Source organism: Brevundimonas albigilva, from assembly GCF_023573565.1.
In the GTDB taxonomy this organism is placed as follows: Bacteria; Pseudomonadota; Alphaproteobacteria; order Caulobacterales; family Caulobacteraceae; genus Brevundimonas; species Brevundimonas albigilva.
Map to the genome: position 1 here is coordinate 2,323,663 of NZ_CP097649.1, position 23,676 is coordinate 2,347,338.

The following is a 23,676-nucleotide window of genomic DNA, read 5'->3' on the forward strand; positions in this document are numbered from 1 at the left end:
ACCGATCGGCTCAGGCCGGGCGGTCCCCAGACTCGGATCGTCGACCCGACGGAAGGGCGCGAGCCTAGAGCTCGGACAGGGCCCTGGCCTGTTTGCGTATCAGGGTCCGCGTCGACAGATCCGTGTCGAAGACGCCGTACCAGCCTTGGGGCTCGTGCGGCGGATCGCCCAGCCAGGCGCTGTCGCCGTCGTGGAAGCGGAAGTCCGGGTTGCGCGTGCGGCCTTCGCCGTTCCAGGCCCAGAAGTTGGAGCCGACAAGAGGGCCTCCGGCGCGGGCGTCGGCCAGAACCGCTGCATGGATGTCGGCGTAGAAGCCGTCCCGCAGGGTCGTCGGCACGGACGGATCGTACAGGTCGCCGTCGCGCGGATAGCCAAACTCCTCGATCACCAGCGGCTTGCCCAGCTGTCGGGCGAAACCGATGTGCCGGCTCACATAGTCGATCGCCAGGGCCCGCGCGCGCGCGTCGGTTCCGGCCATGTCCTCGCGGTCCAGCCAGCCCCAGTTGCCCGGCCAGATATGGGCCGTCAGATAGTCGATGTCCGGCGAGCGGCAGCTTTCGATCACCACCTCGGCCCGCTCGGACGAGCCTTTCAGCCCCTCGCCGCCGGTCGAGACCAGTTGCCGGGGCGCGATCGACTTGATCAGTCGCGCCGTGCCGTTGATCCAGGCGTAGAAGGCCGGGAGATTGCCCAGGGCGACCTCGGGGCCGCCGCCCGCGCGCGGCTCGTTGGCCAGTTGCCAGGCCATGATCGTCGGATCGTCGGCGTAGCGGACGCCGCTGATCGTATTGGTGCGGCCGACCACGGCCCGGACATAGTCGTGATAGAGCGCCACCGCTTCTTCGCTGCGATAGAAGTCGGCGTTGAAGTCGGCGAACTCCGGCCAGGGATGCGCCGGGTCGTTCATGTTGATGTAGCGGCCGCCGTTGACCCACGAGAGATAGGTCATCATCCCGCCCGACCACTCCCAGAAGTTGGTCAGGTAAAGGACCGCCTTCATCCGGCGGCTCGCCATCTCGACCAGAGTCCGGTCCAGGCCGACCAGCAGGGTTTCGTTGTAGGTCGCCGTCTGATCGCGGAAGGCGGGGCGGACCGAGTTCTTCAGCGGCGACAGCTCCGCCGAGGCGCCGACCCGCAGATTGGTCACGCCGTCCGCGGCCAGGGCGTCCAGCTCGCGGCTCAGCCGACCTTGGTCCCCATAGTCGGCGTCGGCGCCCAGCCAGGCCAGATACCAGGCGTTCGCCCCGACGAACCGGTAGGGCTTGCCGTCCAGTTTCAATGCGATTCCGTCCCGCGTGACGAACCCGGCGGCGGGGGCGGCGTGGGCGACCGCCGACGGCGCCAGCGCCAGCGCCGCCGAGGACGCCAGGACGCTGCGGCGCGTCAGATTGAAACCGGTGCTCGGGGTCGTCTTCATCGGAGGCTCCTGTGGCGTCGACGATCAGGCGGCGGGGCAGACGGCGTCGCCCTCGTCCGAACCGAGGCGGATATCCTCGACCGTGACGCCGAAGGCGCCGGCCGAACGCAGGCCCCAGGGCTGATCCACGGCGGCCAGATCGGCTCCTGCGTCCTTCAGGCAGGACAGCGGCGTCTTCAGGGTGCGCCATTCGCCCAGCGGCGCCGCCTGGAAGATGGCGCTGACATCGACCTGGCCCGAACCCAGCGTCAACATCACCGCCGCGTCGGGCCTGGCGTCGACGCGGTAGCGGAAGGTCAGGGCCATTTCGCCGTTGGCCTGCCGGGTCAGATCGACGGGCCTGGCGACGATCAGCGCATGGCCGCCGGCGGCGCCGAATGTCAGGGCGCGGGCCGATTCCTGGCCGGCGCCGTCGGTGGACCGCACCGTCACCCCGGCGCGCGGGCTGGCGCCGCTGCTTTCCGCGCCCAGGCGGAACTCCCCGCCCGCGTCGCGCAGCATCAGCGACCAGGGCGCGACGAAACGACCATCGACGAAATAGCGGTCGATGCTGCCGACCTCGCCGGTGACCCCGCTCTCCTCCGACAACGTCCCGACCCGTCCCGGCCGGGCGTAGCTCAGCCCATAGCCATAGGCGAACTGGGGGTCGTAGCCCGGCTGGCCTACGTTCAGCGGTTCGCCCCTGGCGTCCTTGGGCCAGCTGAACGACAGCTTGCCGTGGAAGTCGTGGCGCGCCTTGCCCGCCGCATCGCCGATCAGGACATCGGCGACGCCGCCGCCCTCGGTGCCCGGCAGCCAGGCGGCGACGAAGGCGTCCGAGGCGTTGATCTCCGGATTGGTCCACATCGGTCGGCCCGACAGGAAGACCGAGACGGTGGGGATCCCCGCCGCCTTCAGCCGCCTCAGCGTCTCCAGCGGTTCGCTCGGCAGGAAGTCCAGCGTGTCCACGTCGCCCTGGAACTCGGCATAGGGCGTCTCGCCGAACACGACGATGGCGACGTCGGGCTTCTGGCTGTAGGCGCCGTCGGCGCTCAGCGTCGCCGCGCCGCCGCCGGCCCTCACCGCCTCCTCGACGCCGCTCCAGATCGACTGGCCGTTGGGGAAGTCGGCGTTGCTGTTGCCCGTCCCCTGCCACGTCAGCGTCCAGCCGCCCGAGGCCTGGCCGATGTCGTCGGCGGCCGTTCCGGCCACCAGCACCCGCGCGTTCGACCGGATCGGCAGCACCCCCTCGTTCTTCAGCAGCACCAGCGACTTGCGCACCGCCTCGCGCGCCAGGGCCCGGTGCGCCGGCGAGCCCAGCTCCTCCAGACGCCCCTCGACCGGCCGGGCGTCCTGGAACAGGCCGGTCTTGACCTTGACCCGCAGGATGCGGCGCACCGCCTCGTCCAGACGCGCCATCGGGATCTCGCCCGAACGCGCCTGGGCCAGGGTGTTCTCGTAGAGCGGCTTCCAGCTGTCGGGCGCCATGAACATGTCGATGCCGGCGTTGAAGGCCAGGGCGCAGCTCTCGTTGGAACAGCCCGGCAGCTGGCCGTGGGCGTTCCAGTCCGACACCACGAAGCCGTCGAAGCCCAGCGGCCCGCGCAGCACGTCCGTCAGGATGGTCTCGTTGCCCGAATGCTTGACCCCGTTCCAGCTGGAGAAGCTGGCCATGATCGACAGCACGCCCGCGTCGATCGCCTGCGGATAGCCCGACAGGTGCACGTCGATCAGTTCGCGCTCGGTCCCGGCGAAGTCGCCCTGGTCCTTGCCGCCCGTGGTGCCGCCGTCGGCCAGGAAGTGCTTGGCCGACCCGGCGATGTGGCCGGACGCCAGCGGATGATCGGCGGACAACTCGCCCTGCAGCCCCAGGGTCATCGGCCCGGCGTAGCTGCGGGCCACTTCGGGGTTCTCGGCATAGCCTTCGTAGGCGCGGCCCCAGCGGTCGTCCTGCGGCACGGCCAGCGTCGGGCCGAAGGTCCAGTCGGCGCCGGTGACGGCCACTTCCAGCGCGGTCGCCTCGCCGATGCGGCGGATCAGGTCCGGGTCGCGCGCCGCCCCCAGGCCGATGTTGTGCGGAAACAGCGTCGCGCCGACGATGTTGTTGTGACCGTGGACCGCGTCGATGCCGTAGATCAGCGGGATCTTCGCCCCCGCACGCTGGGCCGCCGCGGCCCGGAAGGCCTGGGCCAGTTCGACCCAAGCCTGCGCCGAGGCGCGCTCGTCCCCGCCCGGCGAGGAGTTGCCGCCTGCCAGGATCGAGCCCAGCGGATAGGTCAGCAGGTCCTCCGGCGTGATCGAGGCGATGTCGGCCTGGATCGTCTGGCCGACCTTCTCCTCCAGCGTCATCCTGCTCATCAGTTCGGTGACGAAGGCCTCGGTCGCCGCATCGCTCATGGCCGTCGGGGATGCGGCATGTGGCCACAGGTCCGGATGGGCGCGGCTGACGTCCGTGACGAGGCTGTCGGCGGGCTTCACATAGGTGATCGGGGTCGGACGCAAGGTCCCCGGGGTCGCGCAGGCGCCGACGCTCAGGGCGAAACCCAGCGCCAGGACCGAGGCGGCGCTGCGGCGGAGGTTCAGGAAACGCGGGGTCATGTCGGGTCCGTCCAGTCGTCAGGCGAGTGATTTGCCGCGGAAAAACCCGGTGCGGCCCACCGACCGCACCGGAAGTTGCTCAGGGTTGCAAAAGATCAGCGCCAAGGCGCGCCGGAAACGGCGGAATCCGCAAACAAGGACGCTTCGCTCCCGGCGCGCCGTTGACCGACGTCGATTTTTACCAGCGCAACTTGATGCACCTATGACAATGATGTCAACCTGTCATGGGTAGCGCTAACAGAATAAGGGGCCGGCAGACGCCCCGACGACCAAGGGGAGACGGCGGCATGACCACAGGATTGACCCGACGCGCAGCCGGCATCGCAGCCCTGGGCGTCGGCGGCCTGGCGATGACCCGCCCGGCGGCGGCGGCCGAACCGGCCTATCATTGGCGCAATGTGAAGGTGGGGGCGGGCGGCTTCATCCCCGGCATCGTCTTCAGTCCCGTGGAACAGGGCCTGGCCTATGCCCGCTCGGACATGGGCGGCGCCTATCGGTTCGACGCCGCCCTGGCGCGCTGGCTGCCGTTGCAGGATTCCAGCCCCCTCTCCAGCGACTTCGGCGTCGAGAGCATCGCCGCCGACCCGGTCGACGCCGACGTCGTCCATATGGCGGTCGGGGTTCATCGGGGCGATCCGGGCGCCATGCTGCGCTCGACCGACCGCGGCGCGACCTGGATGCGCACCGAGGTGCCGTTCCGCATGGGAGGCAACGAGGACGGACGCGGTCTGGGCGAGCGCCTGGCCGTCGATCCGAACGACAACCGCATCCTCTACTTCGGCTCGCGCCACGACGGCCTGCAGCGCTCGACCGACGGCGGCGCGAGCTGGGCCAGGGTCGAGTCGTTCCCGCTGAAGGGACTGGGTCCGCCGACCGGACGCGAGACGCACGGCGGTCTGAGCTTCGTCGTCTTCGACCCCCGCAGCGGCGCGGAGGGGCAGGCGTCCAAGACCCTGTTCGTCGGCGTCGCCGATCCGCACGCCCACGCCCTCTACCGTTCCGACGACGCGGGCCGGACCTGGCGGCCGGTCGAAGGCGGACCGCGCGCGGACCTGTCGGCGGCGAAGGCCGAGATCGACGGCCGGGGTGTGCTGTATGTCACCTGCACCTTGGGCATTGGCCCGAACGGGGTGACCGACGGCGCGGTCTGGCGATTGGATACGAACACCGGCGGCTGGCGCGACATCACGCCGCCGCGTCCGCTGGGCGGCTTCATGGGGGTGGCGCTGGACCGGAAACGCCCCGGCGTCGTCATGGTCTCGACCCTGAACCGGTGGCGGCCCGGCGACACCATCTGGCGCAGCACCGACGACGGGCGAAGCTGGAAAAGCCTGCGCGAGGACGCGCGCCACGACGTCAGCGCCACCCCCTATCTGAACTGGGGCAATGACAGGCCGGACTTCGGCTGGTGGATCGCGGCCCTGGCGCTGGATCCTTTCGACAGCGACCGACTGGTCTATGCGACCGGCGCCACCGTCTATGAGACCCGCAACCTGTCGGCCGTCGACGACCGCAAGCCGACCGACTGGACCCCCTGGGTCGAGGGGATCGAACAGACGGCGGTCATCACCCTGGTCAGTCCGCCCGAGGGGCCGCAGCTTCTGACCGGCTTCGGCGACATCTCCGGCTTCGCGCACGAGGATCTGGACCGGTCGCCGCGCCTGCAGTTCACGACCCCGGTCTTCGGCAACACCAATCAGATCGACTACGCCGGAGCGGCCCCCGCCGTGGTGGTGCGCAGCGGCACGCCGCACGAGGGCGTCGGCTCGGGCGGTCATGACGGTTCGACCCTCGCCTGGTCCGAGGATGCGGGCAGAAGCTGGAAACCGCTGGGCCGGCCGCGCCCGGCGTCGGGCGCGACGCCCGTCCCGGCCGACAATCCCCGCATGGACCTGTATCGCGACGCGCCGATCACCGTATCGGCGGACGGATCGACCTTCGTGCTGTCGACGCCCCAGACGGTCTGGTCCTCGGATCGCGGCGCGACCTGGCGCCCCTGCGCCGACCTGCCCCTGCTCTTGCGGCCGGTGGCGGACCGGAAGGACGCCGGCCTCTTCTACGCCCTCGATTTCCAGGGCGGCGGCTGGTTCGTCAGCGTGGACGGCGCGCGCCGTTTCGCGCCGGTGCGATCGGTCGGCCTGCCCGACGTTTCGGGCGACCGGCCGACCTGGCGGGAACAGGCCTTCCCGCTGAAGGCGACGCCGGGACACGACGGGGACCTGTGGTTCGTGTCGCAGTCCGGCCTCTACCACAGCCGCGACGGCGGCCAGAGGTTCGAGCGGATCGACGGCGGGCTGACCGTTCAGATGCTGGACTTCGGCAAGCCGCCCGCAGGCTCGACCTACCCCGCCCTGTTCGCCATAGGGGTGAAGGGGCAGGTTCGCGGGGTCTTCCGGTCCGACGACCGGGGCCGGTCGTGGATCCGCGTCAACGACGACCATCATGAGTACGGGCGCCGCTATCGCGCCATCGCGGGCGATCCCCGCGTCTTCGGCCGCGTCTATGTGGCTACCGACGGGCGCGGCGTCGTCTATGGAGAACCGGCATGACCCTGTCCCGACGCAGCCTTCTGGGCGCCGGCGCCTCGGCTTCGATGCTGGGGGCGTGCGCCACGACGCCCAACGGAGTCGCGGACGGACCGTTCAAGCCGACCTGGGACAGTCTGATCGACGGCTACAGGACGCCGGACTGGTTCCGCGACGCCAAGTTCGGCATCTGGTCTCATTGGGGCCCCCAGTGCGTGCCGGAATTCGGCGACTGGTACGGCCGCCAGATGTATATCCAGGGCAATCCCTTCTACGACCATCACGTCGCCGCCTACGGCCATCCCAGCCGGTTCGGCTTCATGGAGTTGATCGACCGGTGGAAGGGCGACAAGTGGGATCCCGAGGGCCTGCTGGACCTCTATCAGGCGGCGGGCGCCCGCTACATCATGTCGATGGCCAACCACCACGACAATCTGGACCTGTTCGACAGCGCCCATCACAGCTGGAACAGCATGCGGGTCGGGCCCAGGCGCGACATCGTCGGAACCTGGGAAAAGGCGGTGCGGGCGCGGGGCCTGCGCTTCGCCGTCTCCAACCACGCCGCCCACGCCTGGCACTGGTGGCAGACGGCCTATGGCTATGACGCCGAGGGACCGATGAAGGGCGTCCGCTACGACGCCGCGCGCCTGACCCGGGCCGACGGCGCCGGCAAATGGTGGGACGGGCTGGATCCGCAGGAACTCTATACCGGCCCCAGTTTCGCCCCGCCCGAGGGCATCGACTCCATCGCCGAGATGAACGCCTGGCACGACGCGCGCGACGGCCAGTGGATCGAGACCCCGCCCCCGAACAATCCGGCCTTCGTGCGGTCGTGGGTGGCGCGTCAGCGCGACCTGATCACCAAATACCGGCCAGACATGGTCTATTTCGACAACTACGGCCTGCCGCTGGGACGCCATGGGCTGGAGGCCGTGGCGGAGTATTACAACGCCTCCCTGCAATGGCGCGGCGAACTGCCGGTGGTGAACGGCAAACGACTGGACGAGCGCCAGCGCAAGGGGATCGTCGAGACCGTCGAACGCGGCTTTTCGGACGGCCTGAAGCCCGAGCCGTGGCAGACCGACACCTGCATCGGCGACTGGCACTACAACCGCGCCCGCTTCACCCGCCACTACTACGTCCCGGCCCACAGCGTGATCCAGCGTCTGGTCGACGTGGTGTCCAAGAACGGCAATCTGATGCTGAACATCCCCCAGCGGGGCGACGGCTCGATCGACAGCGACGAGCGCCAGATCCTGACCGATATCGCCGCCTGGATGAAGGTCAACGGCGAGGCGATCTTCGACACCCGGCCCTGGCGCACCTATGGCGAAGGCCCGACCACGGTGGTCGGCGGCATGCACGGCGAAGGCGACGCCCGCCCCTGGACCGGCCGGGACATCCGCTTCACGACCAAGGGCCGGACCCTCTACGCCTTCGCCCTGGACTGGCCTGAGGACGGCCGCATGGTCATCGATGCGCTGAAGCCCCAGGCGGGTCGCGTCGAGGCCGTGGAACTTCTGGGCGGCGGGACGCTTGGTTTCCGACAGACCGAGGCCGGCTTGGTCGTGTCCCTTCCTTCGGAACGCCCCGTGACGACCGCGCCGGCGATCAGACTGCAGGGCGCCGGCCTGGTTTGAAGCGAGGCCCCGCACGGGGCAGCCTGGAGGGGAGGACGCCATGTTCGATCAATACGACCGCCGCGCCGCGATGATGCTGGGGGCCGCCGCCGCTCTGTTTCCCGCCCTGACCGCGCGCGCCGACACCGAGCGAAAGCTGGGCTACGCCATTGTGGGACTGGGCGGCTACGCCGACGTCATCCTGCCTCGGTTCGCCGAATGTCGCGCTTCCCGCCTGACCGCCCTGGTCAGCGGATCGCCGGAAAAGGCCCGGCGGTACGCGGCCCGATACGGCGTCCCGGAGAAGAACCTCTACGACTATCGGTCGTTCGACGCGATCAAGGACAATCCGGACATAGACATCGTCTATGTCATCCTGCCCAACGGCCTGCATCACGAGTTCACGCTTCGCGCGGCCGCCGCGGGAAAGCATGTGATGTGCGAAAAGCCGATGGCCAATACGGCGGCCGAGGCCCAGGAGATGGTCGCCGCGTGCCGGGCCGCCGGCCGCAAGCTGATGATCGGCTATCGCAGCCGGTTCGAAGCCACGAACCGCGAGGCCATCCGCATCGTCCGCGCAGGCGAGATCGGCGCCGCCCGGGTGGTCGCCGCCGAGCACGGCTTCGACATCCGCCCGAACCAGTGGCGGCTGGACCGCGCCCTGGCGGGGGGCGGCTCGATGATGGACATCGGCATCTACAGCCTGCAGGCGGCGCGGTATCTGACCGGCGAGGAGCCCGTGCTGGTCAGCGCGGTCGACACGACCGACCGCACCGATCCGCGCTTCGCCCAGGTCGAGGACACGGTGCTGTTCCAGCTGCGTTTCCCCTCGGGCGCCACGGCCAACTGCGTGTCGGCCTACAGCTCCCACCACAATCGATATCGCGTCACCGGATCGAAGGGCTGGATCGAGGCCGAGCCGGCCACGGCCTATGAGGGCAATCGCCTGCGCCTCAATCAGGATTGGCGCACCCGCGACCACCCGGCCCCGCCCACCGCGCTGAACCAGTTCTCGGCCCAGCTGGATCATCTGTCGGAATGCGTGATGTCGGGCGATGAACCGATCGTGTCCGGCGAAGAGGGTTTGCGGGACATGCGCATCATCGAAGCCATCTATACGTCCGCACGCGAAGGCCGCGCCGTCGCTCTTTCCGTCGCCTAGATCGAGACCGCCCGCATGTTCCTGTCCCGACGCAACGCCCTTCTAGGCGGCATCGCCCTGCCCCTGTCCGCATCCGCCTTGCCCGGTCGGCCCGCCGCCGCGCCTTCGGGCGGCGTGCGACGCCTGTCCCCGGCCCTGGATTCCATCATCGCCTCCGACGCGCGGCTGGAGGTGCTGGCCGAGGGTTTCGCCTGGTCGGAAGGGCCGGTCTGGATCGCGGACGGCGGCTTCCTGCTGTTCAGCGACGTGCCACAAAACCGGATCCATCGCTGGTCGGCGACGGACGGGGCTTCGGTCTTCCTGACGCCTTCGGGCTATGCGGGAAGCGACCCGTCCGGGTTTGGAGAGCCCGGTTCCAACGGCCTGATCCCCGGCCCGCCCGGGTCGATCCTGATGGCGGATCACGGCAATCGCGCCATCGCCCGGCTGGACCTGAAGACCCGCGCCAAGACGATCCTGGCCCAGCGGTTCGAGGGCCGCCGCTTCAACTCGCCCAACGATCTGGTCAAGGCCTCGTCGGGCGCCCTGTTCTTCACCGATCCGCCCTATGGGCTGGAGGGCCTGGATCAGTCGCCGCTCAAGGAGATTCCCTTCAGCGGCGTCTATCGGCTGGATCCCGACAGCGCCGTCAGCCTTCTGACCGACGCCCTGTCCTTTCCCAACGGGATCGCCCTGTCGCCGGATGAGCGGACCCTGTATGTCGCGGTGTCCGACCCCGGCCATGCGGTCTTGATGGCCTATGACCTGACCGACGAGGGCCCGCTCGCACGCGGGCGCGTCCTGAGGGATTTTACGCCCCTTGTGGGACCGGAAGCGCCCGGCCTGCCGGACGGGATGGCCGTCGATTCCGCCGGCCGCCTGTTCTGCACCGGACCGGGCGGCGTCCACATATTGACGCCCGCCGGCGAAAGCCTGGGGGTGATCGACACGGGCGGCGCGGCCGCCAACTGCGCGTTCGGCGAGGACGGCCGGTCGCTGTTCATCACCGCGGGAAGCCGTCTGCTGCGCGTCAGAACCCTGACCCAAGGCTGACGCGAAACCGGCCTTTAGACGATGGGCGCCTCGAACGGCGTCGCCGGCAGGTTCTGGGGACCATAGAGGTTGCAGATCGGGCTGTCGGCCCAGCACAGCCGCACCTTGACGTCGCTGGGCCGGGCGGCGGGCAGGATCACCTGATCCCCGGCCAGGGTCGCATCCACGAACCGGCACGCCCCGTCCGCGTCGCACAGTTCGAACCCCACCGGACGGTGAAATCCGTACAGGGTCAGGGCGGTCCCGGCGGCATAGCGGACATGGACGCCGTCCGCGCCGCGCTCGACCGCGACCGGCTGGGGCGACGCGACCGTCGACTGGCCGGCCAGGCGCAGGGCCTCCAGCGCCAGCCGACGCCCGACCTCCTGCTTGTTGGTGGGGTGGATGTCGTAGCGGTCGCCGATGTCGATGGCCAAGGCCAGCCCCGCGTGGGGGTCCGCCGCGACGGCCAGACGCTGGCTCTCGCGCAGGGCCGCCCACAGGCTGTCGGCGGGCTGGGTCGCGGCCGGACCATAGTTGGCCAACTGGACCACCAGCATTTGCAGGTCGGGGTTCTCGAACCGGGCGCGCCAGTCCGCGAACAGGGCCGGCAGCAGCCTGGAATAGCCGGCCGCATCCCCGGCGTTGGACTCGCCCTGGTACCAGGCGGCGCCCTTCAGGCCATAGGCGCCCAGGGGCGCGATCATGCCGTTATAGAGGGTGGTCAGACCGCTGCCGCCGATCCAGGGCGTGCGCGGCAGCGATCGCAACGCCGCGACCTGGGCGGAAACCTTGTAGCGCCAGCCGTCGCCCAGCGAGACGGTCGAGCCGTCAGCGAAGACGATCCGCTTGCCCGACGCCGGTCCCCACGCGCCCCCGCCGCCGTTGGTGTCCAGCACCCCCAGGGCCACGACATTGCGTCCCGCCTTCAGCGCGCCCGCCGGGATCGTGTAGGTGCGGGGCGTGTCCCAGCCCTGCTGGCCGCCGATGTTGCGGCCGTTGATCCAGGTGGTGTCCACGTCGTCCACCGGCCCCAGTTCAAGGGTCGCCGCCTGGCGCGCTTGGGCGGCGGTCAGCTGCACCGTGTTGCGCATCCAGACCACGCCGTCGAAGGCCAGCAAGGCCGGCACGGTGGTCTCCCATGCGCCCTCGGCCGGGATCGGCGCCCAGTCGCGGTCATCGAACCGCTCGCGGTTCCACCCCTGTCTCGACCCCGGGTCATTGTCGTTCCACCAGGCCAGGGTGAAGTCGCGCCACATCGCCTCGCCCTCTTCCGGCGAGCGGGCATAGGCGGACAGGGCCTCAAGCGCGTCCTCGGCGCCGCCGAGGTCGGTCAGGGTCTTGCGGCTCAGCCAGTCCTCGATGATCGAACCGCCCCAGGAGGCGGCGATCAGGCCGACCGGAACGCCCTGGGCCTGGCGCAGATCGCGCCCCATGAAATAGCAGGCGGCCGAGAAGTCGCGCGCCGTCGCGGGCGTCGTCAGCCGCCACTGGCCGACAGGACCGGTCGCGGGCGACGGCTGCGGCAGGCTGGACCGGCCGACCAGGAAAAGGCGCAAGCCCTCGTCATGGGCGTTGGCGACCTCGGTCTCGGCGTTGGTGACCTGGCGAAGCGGGTACTCCATGTTCGACTGGCCCGAACACAGCCAGACATCGCCGACCATGATGTCCGACAGGGTCTGGGTCGATCCGCCCGAACGGGCCGTCAGGACATAGGGCCCGCCGGCGGGCGTGGGCGGAAGATGGGCGCGCCAGACGCCGGTCGCATCGGCGACCGCCTGAACCTGCGCCTGGCCCAGGGAAACCGTCACCTCGGCGCCGCCCGGCGCCCTGCCCCACACCGCCACAGGCCGGTCGCGCTGAAGCACGGCGTGATCCTGGAACATGGCGTCCAGCAGGGGCCCCGCGACGGCCGCAGCCGCGTTGCGGGGCGGGGTCTGGGCCTGGACCGGAACGGCCGCAGTGGTCGCCACGACGGCGGCGGCGACGGCGGTGAGCAGCAACGAGCGCATCCGCGCCTCCTGAACCTGACCGCCCATCCCCGGCGACGGGAAGGGGCGGCGATGTCTGACTAGCGGCGGATCTCGACGGCCTGTCCGGCGTACTGGACGGTCCGGGCCGGTGCGGCGTCGAAGTCGCCGACATCGGCGCCCGGTCCGCTGACGAAGCGCACATTGATGGTGCGGCTCATCGGCATTCCCGGATAGGAGCCGGTGCGGGCGCCGATGCTCAGAACGCCGCGCGCGTCGTCCCAGGTCATCGGAATGTTCGAGAACTCGCCCCGCTCGTAGCCGTAATCCTTGCCCTCGTCCTCGTAGAAGGAGAAGGCGCCGTTCGCCCCGGTATAGACGACCAGGGTCAGCGGACCGTCCAGCTTCTCGGCCGTATAGGTGATCGCCGGGCCGGTCGGCAGGATCGAACCCGCGCGGACATAGACCGGTATCTTGTTCAGCGCCGCCGCGACGGTCGCGGACTGGCCCCCCGCATATTTCTGACCGGTCTGCAGGTCGTACCATTCGGCGCCGGCGGGGAAATAGACCGACCGGCTGCGCGCCTTGTATTCCGTCACCGGGGCGACCAGCAGGGCGTGGCCGAACATGTACTGGTCGGCGATGTCGCGAGCCTTCAGGTCGGACGGGAAGTCCATGACCAGCCCGCGCATGATGGTGCCGTCGCGCAGATAGGTGTCGCCGGCCAGGCTGTAGATATAGGGCATCAGCCGGTAACGGGTCTGAAGCGAGGCGGCGTAGGCGGCGTAATAGTCCGTGCCCGGCTCGGCCAGGTTATAGACCTCGCGCAGCGGGAACTCGCCGTGCGAGCGAAAGATCGGCGACCAGGCGCCGAACTGGAACCAGCGCAGCTGCAGCTCGTCCCACTCGGCCTTGTCCTCGGGCTTCATGCCCGCCGGATTGGAGTAGCGGCTCTCGACCGAAAAGCCGCCGATGTCGTGGGTCCAGTTGGCCAGGCCCGACAGGCCGGCGTTGACGCCCGCCGAGATCTGATCGCGCAGATTGTCCCAGCGCGCCACGACGTCGCCCGACCACAGGATCGAGCCCGTGCGTTGCAGACCGCCCCAGGCGGAACGGGTCAGGATGGTGGTGCGCTGATCGTCGTGCTCGGCCCGGAAGTGGCGATAGACGTTCTCGGCGTTCACCAGCGGATAGGAGTTGAACACATAGGCGCCCGGCCCGTTGGCGGTCGGACCCATGCGCAGGGTGCGCTCGGCGAAGTCGAGGTTGGAGTGCATGTCCGGCTCGACCGAATCCAGCCACCAGCCGTCGAAGCCCATGCCCTTGAAACTGTCGGACATCTGCTTCCAGTACAGGTCGCGCGCCGCCGGCAGATAGGGGTCATAGAAGCTGTTGGCGTAGCCGGGGCCGACCCAGTCGCGCGCGCCGACGTCGACGTTGCGGGTGTACATGCCGCCGATGGCGTCCAGCTGCTTGTAGTGGTCGGTGGTCGGATAGAATTTCGGCCAGACCGAAATGATGATGTTGGCGTTCATGTCGTGAACGTCCTTCACCATCTGGGTCGGGTTCGGATAGCGGGCGGCGTCGAACTGGTGCGAACCCCAGGCGTTCTCGGGCCAGTAGAACCAGTCCTGCACCACCATGTCGATCGGCAGGCCGCGCTCGCGATAGCCGCGCACCGCGCCCACGACCTCGTCCTGGGTGTTGTAGCGCTGGCGGCTCTGCCAGAAGCCGTAGGCGGCCCGGGGCAGCATCACCGACTTGCCGGTCAGGCCGCGATAGTTGGCGATGACGTCGTCGATGTCGTCGCCGCCGACATAGTAGTAGTCGATGGCGTCGCCGACTTCGGACGCCAGGCTCAGCGCGCCCTGGTCGGAGGCGGGCAGCGGGTCCATGTGGCGCAGCGAGATATAGCCGTCTTCCGGCGTCCACTCGATCTTGATCGGCACGCGGGCGTTCGCCGCCATCTCGACCTGGAAATCATGGTCGAAGGGGTTCCAGTTCTGGCGCCAGTTCTGCTCGACGACCTTGCCGTCGATCGTGACCTTCACATAGCCGGACGAATACAGGCGGAACTTGTGCAGGCCCGGATTGGCCGTCTCGATCGTGCCTTCCCAGACGACATTGACGCCGGCCTGGCCGGGCTTGCCCATGTCGCCGGTCTGAACGGGCGCGCCGGGCTGGGCCTTGAAGCCTTCGGGCCAGCGCTGCTGGTCGCGAATGAACTCGTAGTTCACCTGGCTTTCGGGGCGGCTGACCTTCAGCGCGCCGTCCTGGTAGTAGCGCGCGGTCAACCCGCCGAAGGCGCCCCCGGCGTCGCGGACGATCAGACGGTCCGACAGCATTCCATAGGGGCGGGGATCGCCGAAACGGGTGATGGCGTTGGTTTCCCAGAGCAGGCCGTAGTTGCGGCTGGAGACCACGAAGGGAATGCCGACGTCCATGTTGTGCTGGGCCAGCAGGACGTCCTGACCCTTGTAGTTCATCATCCCCTGCTGGTGCTGGCCCAGGCCGTAGAAGGCCTCGTCGGCCGGGCTGTCCCAGACCTGACGCGTCGCCAGATAGCGATGGGCGCCGCGCTGGTCCTCGATGGTGACGGGGTTCAGTTCCCGGCTGCCGGGCCGTTCCTTCAGCACCTCGTTTCCGGCCTCGTCCAGGAAGCGGACGGCCCCGGTCAGGCGCGAGACCTCGGCGGTCGCCTCGGCGGTCTTCAGCACCACGACATCGCCGTGCGCCTCGACCTCGAACGGGGTCGTGGTCGAGGGCTGGGCCGTGACCATCAGGCTGGCCGGCAGGTTCAGATCGGCGTCCTCGGTGGCGGTGACGCGAATGGTCTCGGGGCCATAGACCTCCAGCCGGACGCGACGGGCGGCGCCTTCGGCCGGGGTGACGACGACGCCGGCGGGGATCCGCTGGAACGCAGCCTGCTGGATGGCCCCGGCGGAGGCGCTGTCCATCAGGCCCGATCCGGCGCAGACGCCCAGGGGCGCAATCATCAGGGCGGCCAGCATCAGGCGGCGGGCGAGGGTCAGGGTCATGGGGGCGCTCGCTTTCACAGACAGGTTCAGTAGGTGGCGGTGACGACGCGCAGCAGTTTGGCGCTGTCGGAGAAGTTCAGGCCGTAGTCGACCTGGTCGCCGTTCCAGATGCGTTCGAACACCCATTCGCCGGCGGGATCGAAATGGCCTTCCTCGACCCGCAACACCATGCGGCGCTTGCCGTCGGTCGCGGGCTTGGCGGCGAAGTCGATGCGGATGTTGTAGCCGGCCAGAATGAATTGACCCGGCTCGATCTCGGCGATGGCGACGGCGCCGTTCGGCTGGGCCGTGCCGGCCGGCACGTCGTTGGGATCGAAGGGCGCCGAGGTCGCGCCGAACTGCCAGCGCTGATAGGCCGTGGTCGCGGTCCAGTCGCCCAGGTCGATGACCTCGGACCTGCGGTCGTCCGGTTCCGCGGCGCCCCAGACCTTGCCCTCGAAGGACAGGCGGGCCCAGGTGCGCTGCCACGGCGCGATCAGGCGGTAGAGGTCGCGGAACGGGACCAGCGTCTCCTCGGTGATCTCCTTGGCGCCCAGCGGATAGTTGGAATAGCCGGTGTAATCGATGCCGAACGGCGAGAAGCCGATGCCGCCTCGGCCCAGCGTCTCGAACAGATAGCGGGCGTACTGGGCGTCGCTGCCGGTCTCGGCGACGAACAGGGCGTTGTCCGGCCGAGCGTAGCGGTTCAGGTGGGCTTCGTATTCGACCGACTTGCGCGTGTAGATGTCGGGGGCCAGGAAATCGATCGACGGCGCCGCGGCCTGCCAGACCTCGATCACGTTCCAGGTCGGGCCGCCGGACGCATAGGTGGCCGGGTCCTGGTCGTTGATGGCGTCGCGCAGGGCGGCGTTGACGTAGGCGGGCAGCGGATATTCCGCCTTGCCGGCGGCGGCGACCGTGCCGACGTAACGGCCGATCGACCAGGCGTGGAAGAATTCGTCCGCATCCTCGCCGAACACCTCGGCCCAGGTTCCCGGCGCCTTGCCGGTGCGGTCTAGCAGGGTCTGGGGGACCGGCGCGGCGAAGGCGGCGCGGGCGGCGGGCGAATAGTCGCGCACCGGGCCATAGGTGCCGACCTCGTTCTCGGGCTGCATCATGATGACGGTGCGCTGGCGCTCGTCGACCTGGCGGATGTGGCGCATCAGGGCGGCGTAGGCGCGGGCGTCGGCGGCCAGGGTCTCGGCGCCATAGGGCGACAGGGCGTAGCTTTCCTTGCCGTCCTTGTCGATCAGGTGGGGGAAGCGTTCGGGGTTCAGCTTGACCCAAGCGGGGGCGTAGGCCGGGGCCGTGTTCTTCCAGGTGGCGAACCACAGGAAGACGACGCGCATATCGTTGGCGCGGGCCTGTTCGATGGCGTGATCGACGAAGGAGAAGTCGAACCGGCCTTCTTCCGGCTCGATCTGCTCCCAGCCCAGGGGGATCTGCACCGTATTGGCGCCGATGTAGCGCAGGGCGGGCCAGGCCTGGGCCAGTGGGGCCGGATAGTTGGACGAGTTGTTGACCTGTCCCCCCAGGATGGTGAAAGGCGCGCCGTCGACCATCAGGGCATGACGGCCGTCGCGGGTGACGAACTGGGGGATGGGTTCGGCGGAAGCCTGGGCGGCGAGCAACGCGGCTGCGATCAGGCCCAGGGCGGCGCCCCGGCGAAGGGTGCGAAGGGTCATGGCTTCCTCGTTCTGCTCGATCCGAATACGGAACCGGGCGCCGCCGAGGACGACGGCGCCCGGATGGTCAGTCAGGTGTCGCCGCGTCAGTAGCGGACGCGCAAGCGGACACTGAAGCGACGATCGTCGATCTGATAATCACGCGGCCGCGACTCAACGCCTTGATAGCTGCGGTAGGCTTCGTTCGTCAGGTTCTGGGCGTCGATGGTCAGGGCGACGCTGGGGTTGAAGTCGTAGCTGATCGAAGCGTCCAGCGTGCCGTACTCCTTGGCGAAGATCGGCAGGTTGCCCGTGCCGTTCGACTGGGTGGTGACCAGCCAGTCGTCGCGCCAGTTGTAGGCGAGGCGGGCGTTGACGCCGTATTTCTCGTACAACAGGATCAGGTTGTAGCTGTTCTCCGAGAGACCGACCAAGGGCACGTCGATCGAGGAACCGCCGGTGATGTCCGAAGCCGCGATGGTCGAGGCGTTGGAATCGACGAAGGTGTAGTTGGCCTGGAATCCCAAACCTGAGAAGGCGCCCGGCAGGAAGTCGAAGAAGTACTGGCCGCCGACCTCGAAGCCTTCAACGCTGCCCTCGTCCAGATTCACCAGGCGGGAAATCAGGAAGGGTTGATCCGCCAGGACCGTGCCGTTCGATCCGGTCAGGTCGTAGGTTTCGGTGTTCGACACCGAGAAGATCAGGTCCGTGATGTCCTTCTTGAAGACCGTCCCGTACAGGTACCCAATCGGCGAGAAATACCATTCCAGCGCCATGTCGTACTGGGTCACCTTCTCGGGCTTCAGCAGGGCGTTGCCGTTCGAGGTTCCGGTCCCCACGCCTGTCGGGACGACATCCCCGGCGTTCTGGTAGGCCGGGCTGATGCTGAAGGTCGAGTTCAACTGGCTGAACGACGGCGGCGACATATTCTTCGACGCCGCGAACCGCAGGATCAGCTGATCCGTCAGATTGGCCTTCAGGTTCAGGCTGGGCAGCAGTTCATCATATTCCTGACTGCCGCTCATGGCCGTGCGCAGGGTGATGGTGCTGGGCGTGCTGACGCCGTCGCTGACGAAATCGGGGTCGCGATAGTTCAGGGTCTGGAAGCCGTTGGAGGTCGATTCCACCTTCACCCAACGCAGCCCCAGGTTGCCGCTCCAATCGATGCCGCGTGTCGTCGCGCCGAAGCGCACGACCCCGTAACCGGCGTAGGTGTTCTCGGCGATATCGCCGATGACCGCGTTGGGATCGTCGAAGTCGCGGAAGCCGATGTTCAGCCCCAAAGGCAGGCCGTTGACGAAGTCGAACGCGGCTTGCGAATCCTTCGCCGTCTCGACGGTCCAAAAGGCGACGGGTCCGAACAGATCGCTGCCGCGGATGTTGCCGGCAACGCCGTCGTTGAGCTGCACCTGATCGGGATAGTCGCCCAATACGATGCAGTTCGCCGCCGACGACCAGTTGGCGCACGAACCGACGCCGGTCCAGGTTCCGTAGGTTGTGGTGCGGTTGACGGCCGAACGGTCGGTCGCGCGAACGCCGACGCTGACGTTCTTGAAGAAGCCGCCCTCGTCGAAGTCCCAGGTCATGTCCAACCGACCGGCCCAGCTCTCGGCGTCGTTCTGCTCTCGATAGGGCAGGATGGCGGTCAGGCCGTAGTTGTTCGGATCAGCGAGATAGCCGTCGGTCGCCGTGAAGCGTGGGATCTCGTCCGACAGGTCGAAGCCGAAGGTCCAGTCCCCGCCGAAGCCCGGCACCGACCCCGTCGAGCTAAGCACGCTGGCCGTCAGATTGATGGTGTCGAGCGCGACATCGGACTTGATGTATTGCAGATCGCCGCTGATCTCGAGACGATCGATCGGACGCCACTTGCCGCCCAGCGAGATATCGGTGGTCGAGGTCTCTCGCGACGAAGCGAAGGTCACCGCATCGACGTTCGGGTTCTGATAAGCGCCGGTGATGGCGACGCCGTCGTCGCCGATGGTGAAGGTTCCCGGAACCGCCGTCATGGCCCCGCCCGAGCTGTTCGGACCGTAGGCGAAATAGGACAGGCCCGTTTCGTCGAAGTTGTATTCCGTCCGCAGGGCCTGCAGATAGAATTCGGTGCTGTCGTTGGGCCGCCACTGCAGGGCGAAGGCCGCCGACTTCCGCTCGCGCGCGCCCTCGGTGTAATAGACCCCGCCGCCCGCCGGCACGAAGATATTATCCAGGCCCTCGTATCCGGGAATATCGGTCCGCTCCCAGAACGGCTCGACCACGGCCTTCTCCTGGCCGAAGCTGGTGTCGCCGTACGACAGGTTCAGCAGCACGCCGATCTCGCCCGCAGACGTATCGAAACGGTCGCTGATCAGACCCGACAGCGTCTTCCCGTAATCGTCCGCCAGATCATAATAGGTATAGGCCCCGCTGGCGGAGATGATCCGACCCGACGCGTCGAACGGCATGCGGGTGCGCAGATTCACCGTGCCGGACAGACCGCCCTCTATCAGGTCTGCGGACGGGTTCTTGTAAACGTCCACGCCGGCCAGCAGGTCGGAGCCGACCTCTTCCCAGCTCAGACCACGACCGCCGTTGGCGCTGAAGATGTCGCGCCCGTTCAGTTCGGTGCGAACCTGGGTCAGCCCCCGAATGGCGATGCCGTTGCCCTCCCCGCGGTCCCGGCTGATCTGGACGCCCGAAATCCGCTGAAGAGCCTCGGCGACGTTGATGTCAGGCAACCGGCCGATATCGACGGCCGTGATCGAATCCACGAACTGATCCGAATTGCGCTTGATCGACTGGGCCGACGCCAGGCTGGCGCGGATGCCCGTGACGACGATTTCGTCGACTTCGGTCGATTCGTCATCCTGGCTGGTCGCGGCCGGAACGGCGTCCTGCGCCAAGGCGAACGACGGCGCGGCCAGGACCGACAGTGTCAGAGCCGATGCGCCGCACAGAAGTGCGAAGCGGTTGGCGCGAGTGATGCGAGACATGCGTCTCCTCCCCTTCCCTCCGATGCCGCCGCGCGCTCTGAAGGCGCGCTGGACTGGCATCTCTCCCAAGACAAACGGGCCCGCGTTTCGCTTGACCCACTTTCAAGGATGCAACAAGTTTCATAGAAAGAAAACTGTTTTCGGTAGCGGTAACATTTTTTAGGACGACAAGGGCGCGGCACGCATCGCGTCAGACGTTCGCGGCCGGGGAGGACCACAATGTCGCAAGACCAGCGGATCAGACGGATCGTCATCGTCGGCGGCGGCACGGCGGGCTGGATGGCCGCGGCCGTGATCTCCAGAAACCTGGCGGCCGATTACGCCCAGATCGATCTGGTCGAGTCGCCCGAGATCGGCACGGTCGGGGTCGGAGAGGCGACCATTCCGCCGCTTCTGACGCTGAACCGCCTGCTGGGCGTCGACGAGAACGAATTCGTCCGCCGCACCCAGGCCACCTACAAGCTGGGCATCCAGTTCAGGAACTGGGGCCGTCTGGGTCACGAATACGTCCACCCCTTCGGCGCCTATGGGGCCGATCTGGACGGGATCGCCTTTCACCAGCATTGGCTGAGACTGCGCGGTCTGGCGGACGTGGACGCGATCGACGCCTATTCCCTGCCGATCATGGCGATGAAGGCGGGCCGCTTCACCCGGACGTCCGACGATCCCCGCCATGTCCATTCCCGCATGGCCTACGCCTATCATTTCGACGCCGGCCTGTACGGCGGCTTCCTGCGCGAGATGGCGATGGCGCGCGGCGTGAACCGGATCGAGGCCAGGATCGTCGATGTGGCGCTGAACCCGGACAGCGGCTTCGTCGAGGCCGTGGTTCTGGACGACGGACGGCGGATCGAGGGCGACCTGTTCATCGACTGCTCCGGCTTTCGGGGCCTGCTGATCGAACAGGCGCTGAAGACCGGATACGAGGACTGGTCCCGCTGGCTGCCGATGGACCGGGCCCTGGCCGTGCCGTGCGAGGCGGTCGGCGCCCCGACCCTCTACACCCGCTCCACCGCCCATGACGCGGGCTGGCAGTGGCGGATCCAGCTGCAGCACAGGACCGGCAACGGCCATGTCTACGCCAGCGCCTTCACCACGGAGGAGGCGGCGCGCGACACCCTGCTGACCCACCTGGACGGCAAGCCCCTGGCCGATCCCCGCCCGCTGCGCTTCGTGACCGGACGACGCAAGAAGGCGTGGAACAAGAACGTCGTCTCGCTGGGCCTGGCGTCCGGCTTCCTGGAACCGCTGGAATCGACCAGCATCCACCTGATCCAGAGCGGGGTGACGACCCTGATGTCCCTGTTCCCGGACCGGCGCTTCGACCAGGCCGACATCGACAAATACAACAGCCTGATGCGCGAGGAGTACGAGCACGCCCGCGACTTCATCATCCTGCACTACCACGTCGGAGAACGGGACGATTCCGAGTTCTGGCGTCATGTGCGCGCCACCGAAATCCCCGACAGCCTGAAGGAGAGGATCGACCTGTTCCGCTCGCGCGGGCGGGTGATGGGCCGGCACGAGGACCTGTTCGCCCACACCAGCTGGGTCGCCGTGATGCTGGGCCAGGGGATCACGCCCGAAGGCCACGACCCGATGGCCGACCAGAGCCCGGCGGCCGAGATGGCCGCCCGCCTGGCCCAGATCCGCGCCGTCATCCGCAACGGCGTGTCGGCCATGCCGCCCCACCAGCAGTTCATCGACAGACACTGCCGCGCGGACGCCCCCGCGGCCAAGGAGCCCGCATGACCCGTTCGCTCGCCCGACTGACGTGCGGCGTCGCCCTGGCCATGCTGGCGGCGTCCGCGGCGCAGGCCGATCCGGCCGCCCTCTCCTCGCCCGACGGTCGACTTTCTATCCGCGTCGAGACGGTGGACGGCGCGCCGGCCCTGTCGGTGTCGCGCGACGGCCGGATGCTGATCGCTCCCTCAACGGTGGGCCTGGCCCTGTCGGACGGATCCAGGCCCGGCGCCGCCGGGACCCGGTTCACCGCCGCGCCGGCGACCACCGGCGTCGAAGACTACCCCCTGCTGGGTCGCGCTTCGCATGTGCGGGTCCGGTATCGCGAAATGGTGCTGCATGCGCCGGCCGTGGACCTGGTGCTGCGCGCCTATGACGACGGCGTGGCCTTCCGCTATCGTCTGCCGGCCTCGGACAGCGGGCCCCTGGGCGTGGTGGCGGAGAATACGACGTTCGCCTTCCCCGCCGACTTTGGCTGCTGGGGGCTGAATCTGGGCCGCTTCAACTCCAGCCACGAAGGCGAGTTCGATCCGATCGCCGCCTCGCGCATCCGCGAATACAACGCCTATGACGCGCCTCTGGTGTGCGAGACCGCGGCGGGCGGCCCGGCCTTCGCCATCGCCGAGGCGGACCTGAAGGACTATCCCGGTCTCTATCTGGCGGGGCGGGGGGACGGCGGCCTGGGCGTCCAGGCCAAGCTGGCGCCGCGTCCCGACGCGCCGGACGGCGTCCCCGCCGTCGTGGCGACCGCCCGGGTCGGCCGGGACCTCACGACGCCCTGGCGCGTGGTCATGGTCGGCGACCGCGCCGGAGACCTGATCGAATCGACCCTGATCACCGACCTCAGCGCCCCCGCCGCCTTCGACGCCGCCTGGGTCAGGCCGGGCAAGTCGGCCTGGGACTGGTGGAACGGCGGCAAGATTTCGGCCGTGCTCGACAGCGGCATGAACACCGCCACCTTCAAGGCCTTCATCGACTTCGCGGCGGCCAATGGCCTGCAATACGTCACCATCGACGAGGGCTGGTATCGCGGCGCCGGCGGCGGCGGCGTGGTCCGGCCCGGGGTCGACGTGACCCGCACCGTGTCCGAGATCGACATTCCCGAACTGGTCGCCTATGGCCGCGACCGGGGCGTGGGCCTGTTCCTGTGGCTGAACTGGAAGGCGCTGGACGCCCAGTTCGACGCCGCCCTGGACCAATACCAGGCCTGGGGGATCGCCGGGATCAAGGTCGACTTCATGGACCGCGACGATCAGGTGATGGTCGACTGGTACCATCGCCTGCTGGGCCGGGCGGCGGAGCATCGCCTGATGGTCAATCTGCACGGCGCCTTCCATCCGACCGGCCTGGCGCGGACCTATCCCAACTTCATCACCCAGGAAGGCGTTCTGGGCGCCGAGAACAACAAATGGTCCCGCCGGATCACGGCCGGGCACAATGTGACCCTGGCCTATACCCGGATGCTGCTGGGGCCGATGGACTACACGCCGGGCGGATTTGGCAACCAGACGCCCGAGACCTTCCGCGACCGCTTCCTCTTGCCGACGGTCATGACCACGCGCGCCCACGGCCTGGCGATGTTCGTGGTCTATGAAAGCCCTCTGCAGACGGTCGCCGACACCCCGGACGCCTATGCCGGCCAGCCGGAAACCGCCTTCATCGGCCAGGTTCCGACAACCTGGGACGAGACCCGCTTCATCGCGGGCGAGATCGGGCGGTCGATCGTCCTGGCCCGCCGCAAGGGGCGCGACTGGTATGTGGGGGCCATGACCGACGACGCCGGCCGCACCATCAGCCTGCCCCTGGACTTTCTGGGGCGCGGACGCTTCGAGGCGACCCTCTACGCCGACGCGGACGCGCCGGACCGGACGACCCGATCGACCCAGGCGGTGGACGCCTCGACGGTCCTGACCCTGGCGCTGAAGCCCAGCGGCGGGGCGGCGATCCGCATCGTCCCGCGCTGACCAAGAAGGGGGCGGCCGACGCCGCCCCCTTCCCTGCT

Annotated in this window: 12 protein-coding genes; 6 read left to right on the plus strand and 6 right to left on the minus strand. The window is 68.5% G+C overall.

Going from position 1 to position 23,676, the window contains the following annotated elements; all coding sequences use genetic code 11:
- Positions 1 to 64: 64 nt before the first annotated feature.
- Both M8231_RS11670 and M8231_RS11675 read right to left on the minus strand, forming a co-directional pair.
- Positions 65 to 1,417: a glycoside hydrolase 5 family protein gene (locus M8231_RS11670; RefSeq protein ID WP_249749837.1), complete on the minus strand. Its 1,353-nt coding sequence runs from the start codon at positions 1,415 to 1,417 to the stop codon at positions 65 to 67.
- 24 nt (positions 1,418 to 1,441) lie between these two features.
- Positions 1,442 to 3,994 (minus strand): glycoside hydrolase family 3 protein, encoded by a 2,553-nt coding sequence (locus M8231_RS11675; RefSeq protein ID WP_249749836.1) that lies wholly within the window; start codon positions 3,992 to 3,994, stop codon positions 1,442 to 1,444.
- A 287-nt stretch (positions 3,995 to 4,281) separates the two neighbouring features.
- On the opposite strand from M8231_RS11675, the gene M8231_RS11680 reads away from it, so the two are divergent.
- From M8231_RS11680 to M8231_RS11695, 4 genes are read left to right on the plus strand one after another with little or no spacing between them, the layout of a single operon-like run.
- Complete coding sequence (locus M8231_RS11680; RefSeq protein ID WP_250201511.1) at positions 4,282 to 6,543, plus strand: WD40/YVTN/BNR-like repeat-containing protein; 2,262 nt, start codon at positions 4,282 to 4,284, stop codon at positions 6,541 to 6,543.
- Positions 6,540 to 8,159 carry an alpha-L-fucosidase gene (locus M8231_RS11685; protein ID WP_250201512.1) on the plus strand — a complete coding sequence of 540 codons (1,620 nt, stop codon included), beginning with the start codon at positions 6,540 to 6,542 and terminating at the stop codon, positions 8,157 to 8,159. Before M8231_RS11680 ends, M8231_RS11685 begins: the two co-directional genes overlap by 4 nt.
- 40 nt (positions 8,160 to 8,199) lie before the next feature.
- Positions 8,200 to 9,300 carry a Gfo/Idh/MocA family protein gene (locus M8231_RS11690; RefSeq protein ID WP_347342302.1) on the plus strand — a complete coding sequence of 367 codons (1,101 nt, stop codon included), beginning with the start codon at positions 8,200 to 8,202 and terminating at the stop codon, positions 9,298 to 9,300.
- A 15-nt stretch (positions 9,301 to 9,315) separates the two neighbouring features.
- The gene (locus M8231_RS11695) at positions 9,316 to 10,332 is read left to right on the plus strand and encodes an SMP-30/gluconolactonase/LRE family protein (RefSeq protein ID WP_348521878.1); all 1,017 of its coding nucleotides are present in this window, start codon (positions 9,316 to 9,318) and stop codon (positions 10,330 to 10,332) included.
- Positions 10,333 to 10,346: 14 nt separating this feature from the next.
- On the opposite strand, the gene M8231_RS11700 is transcribed toward M8231_RS11695, so the two are convergent.
- From M8231_RS11700 to M8231_RS11715, 4 genes are all read right to left on the minus strand, one after another.
- On the minus strand, positions 10,347 to 12,323 hold the full coding sequence (locus tag M8231_RS11700; RefSeq protein ID WP_250201513.1) for a sialate O-acetylesterase: 1,977 nt from the start codon (positions 12,321 to 12,323) through the stop codon (positions 10,347 to 10,349).
- Between the two features lie 59 nt (positions 12,324 to 12,382).
- Positions 12,383 to 15,319 carry a TIM-barrel domain-containing protein gene (locus M8231_RS11705; protein WP_250201514.1) on the minus strand — a complete coding sequence of 979 codons (2,937 nt, stop codon included), beginning with the start codon at positions 15,317 to 15,319 and terminating at the stop codon, positions 12,383 to 12,385.
- A gap of 26 nt (positions 15,320 to 15,345) precedes the next feature.
- Positions 15,346 to 16,983, minus strand: coding sequence for a DUF5597 domain-containing protein (locus M8231_RS11710; protein ID WP_250201515.1), 1,638 nt, complete (start codon positions 16,981 to 16,983; stop codon positions 15,346 to 15,348).
- Between the two features lie 86 nt (positions 16,984 to 17,069).
- Complete coding sequence (locus M8231_RS11715) at positions 17,070 to 19,931, minus strand: TonB-dependent receptor (protein WP_249749832.1); 2,862 nt, start codon at positions 19,929 to 19,931, stop codon at positions 17,070 to 17,072.
- 219 nt (positions 19,932 to 20,150) lie between these two features.
- Between M8231_RS11715 and M8231_RS11720 the strand changes: the two genes are divergently transcribed.
- Together M8231_RS11720 and M8231_RS11725 are read left to right on the plus strand one after the other, a co-directional pair.
- A complete protein-coding gene (locus tag M8231_RS11720) occupies positions 20,151 to 21,683 on the plus strand; it encodes a tryptophan halogenase family protein (protein WP_249749831.1) in 1,533 nt (510 codons plus the stop codon).
- Complete coding sequence (locus tag M8231_RS11725; RefSeq protein WP_250201516.1) at positions 21,680 to 23,638, plus strand: glycoside hydrolase family 97 protein; 1,959 nt, start codon at positions 21,680 to 21,682, stop codon at positions 23,636 to 23,638. Before M8231_RS11720 ends, M8231_RS11725 begins: the two co-directional genes overlap by 4 nt.
- Positions 23,639 to 23,676: the final 38 nt, after the last annotated feature.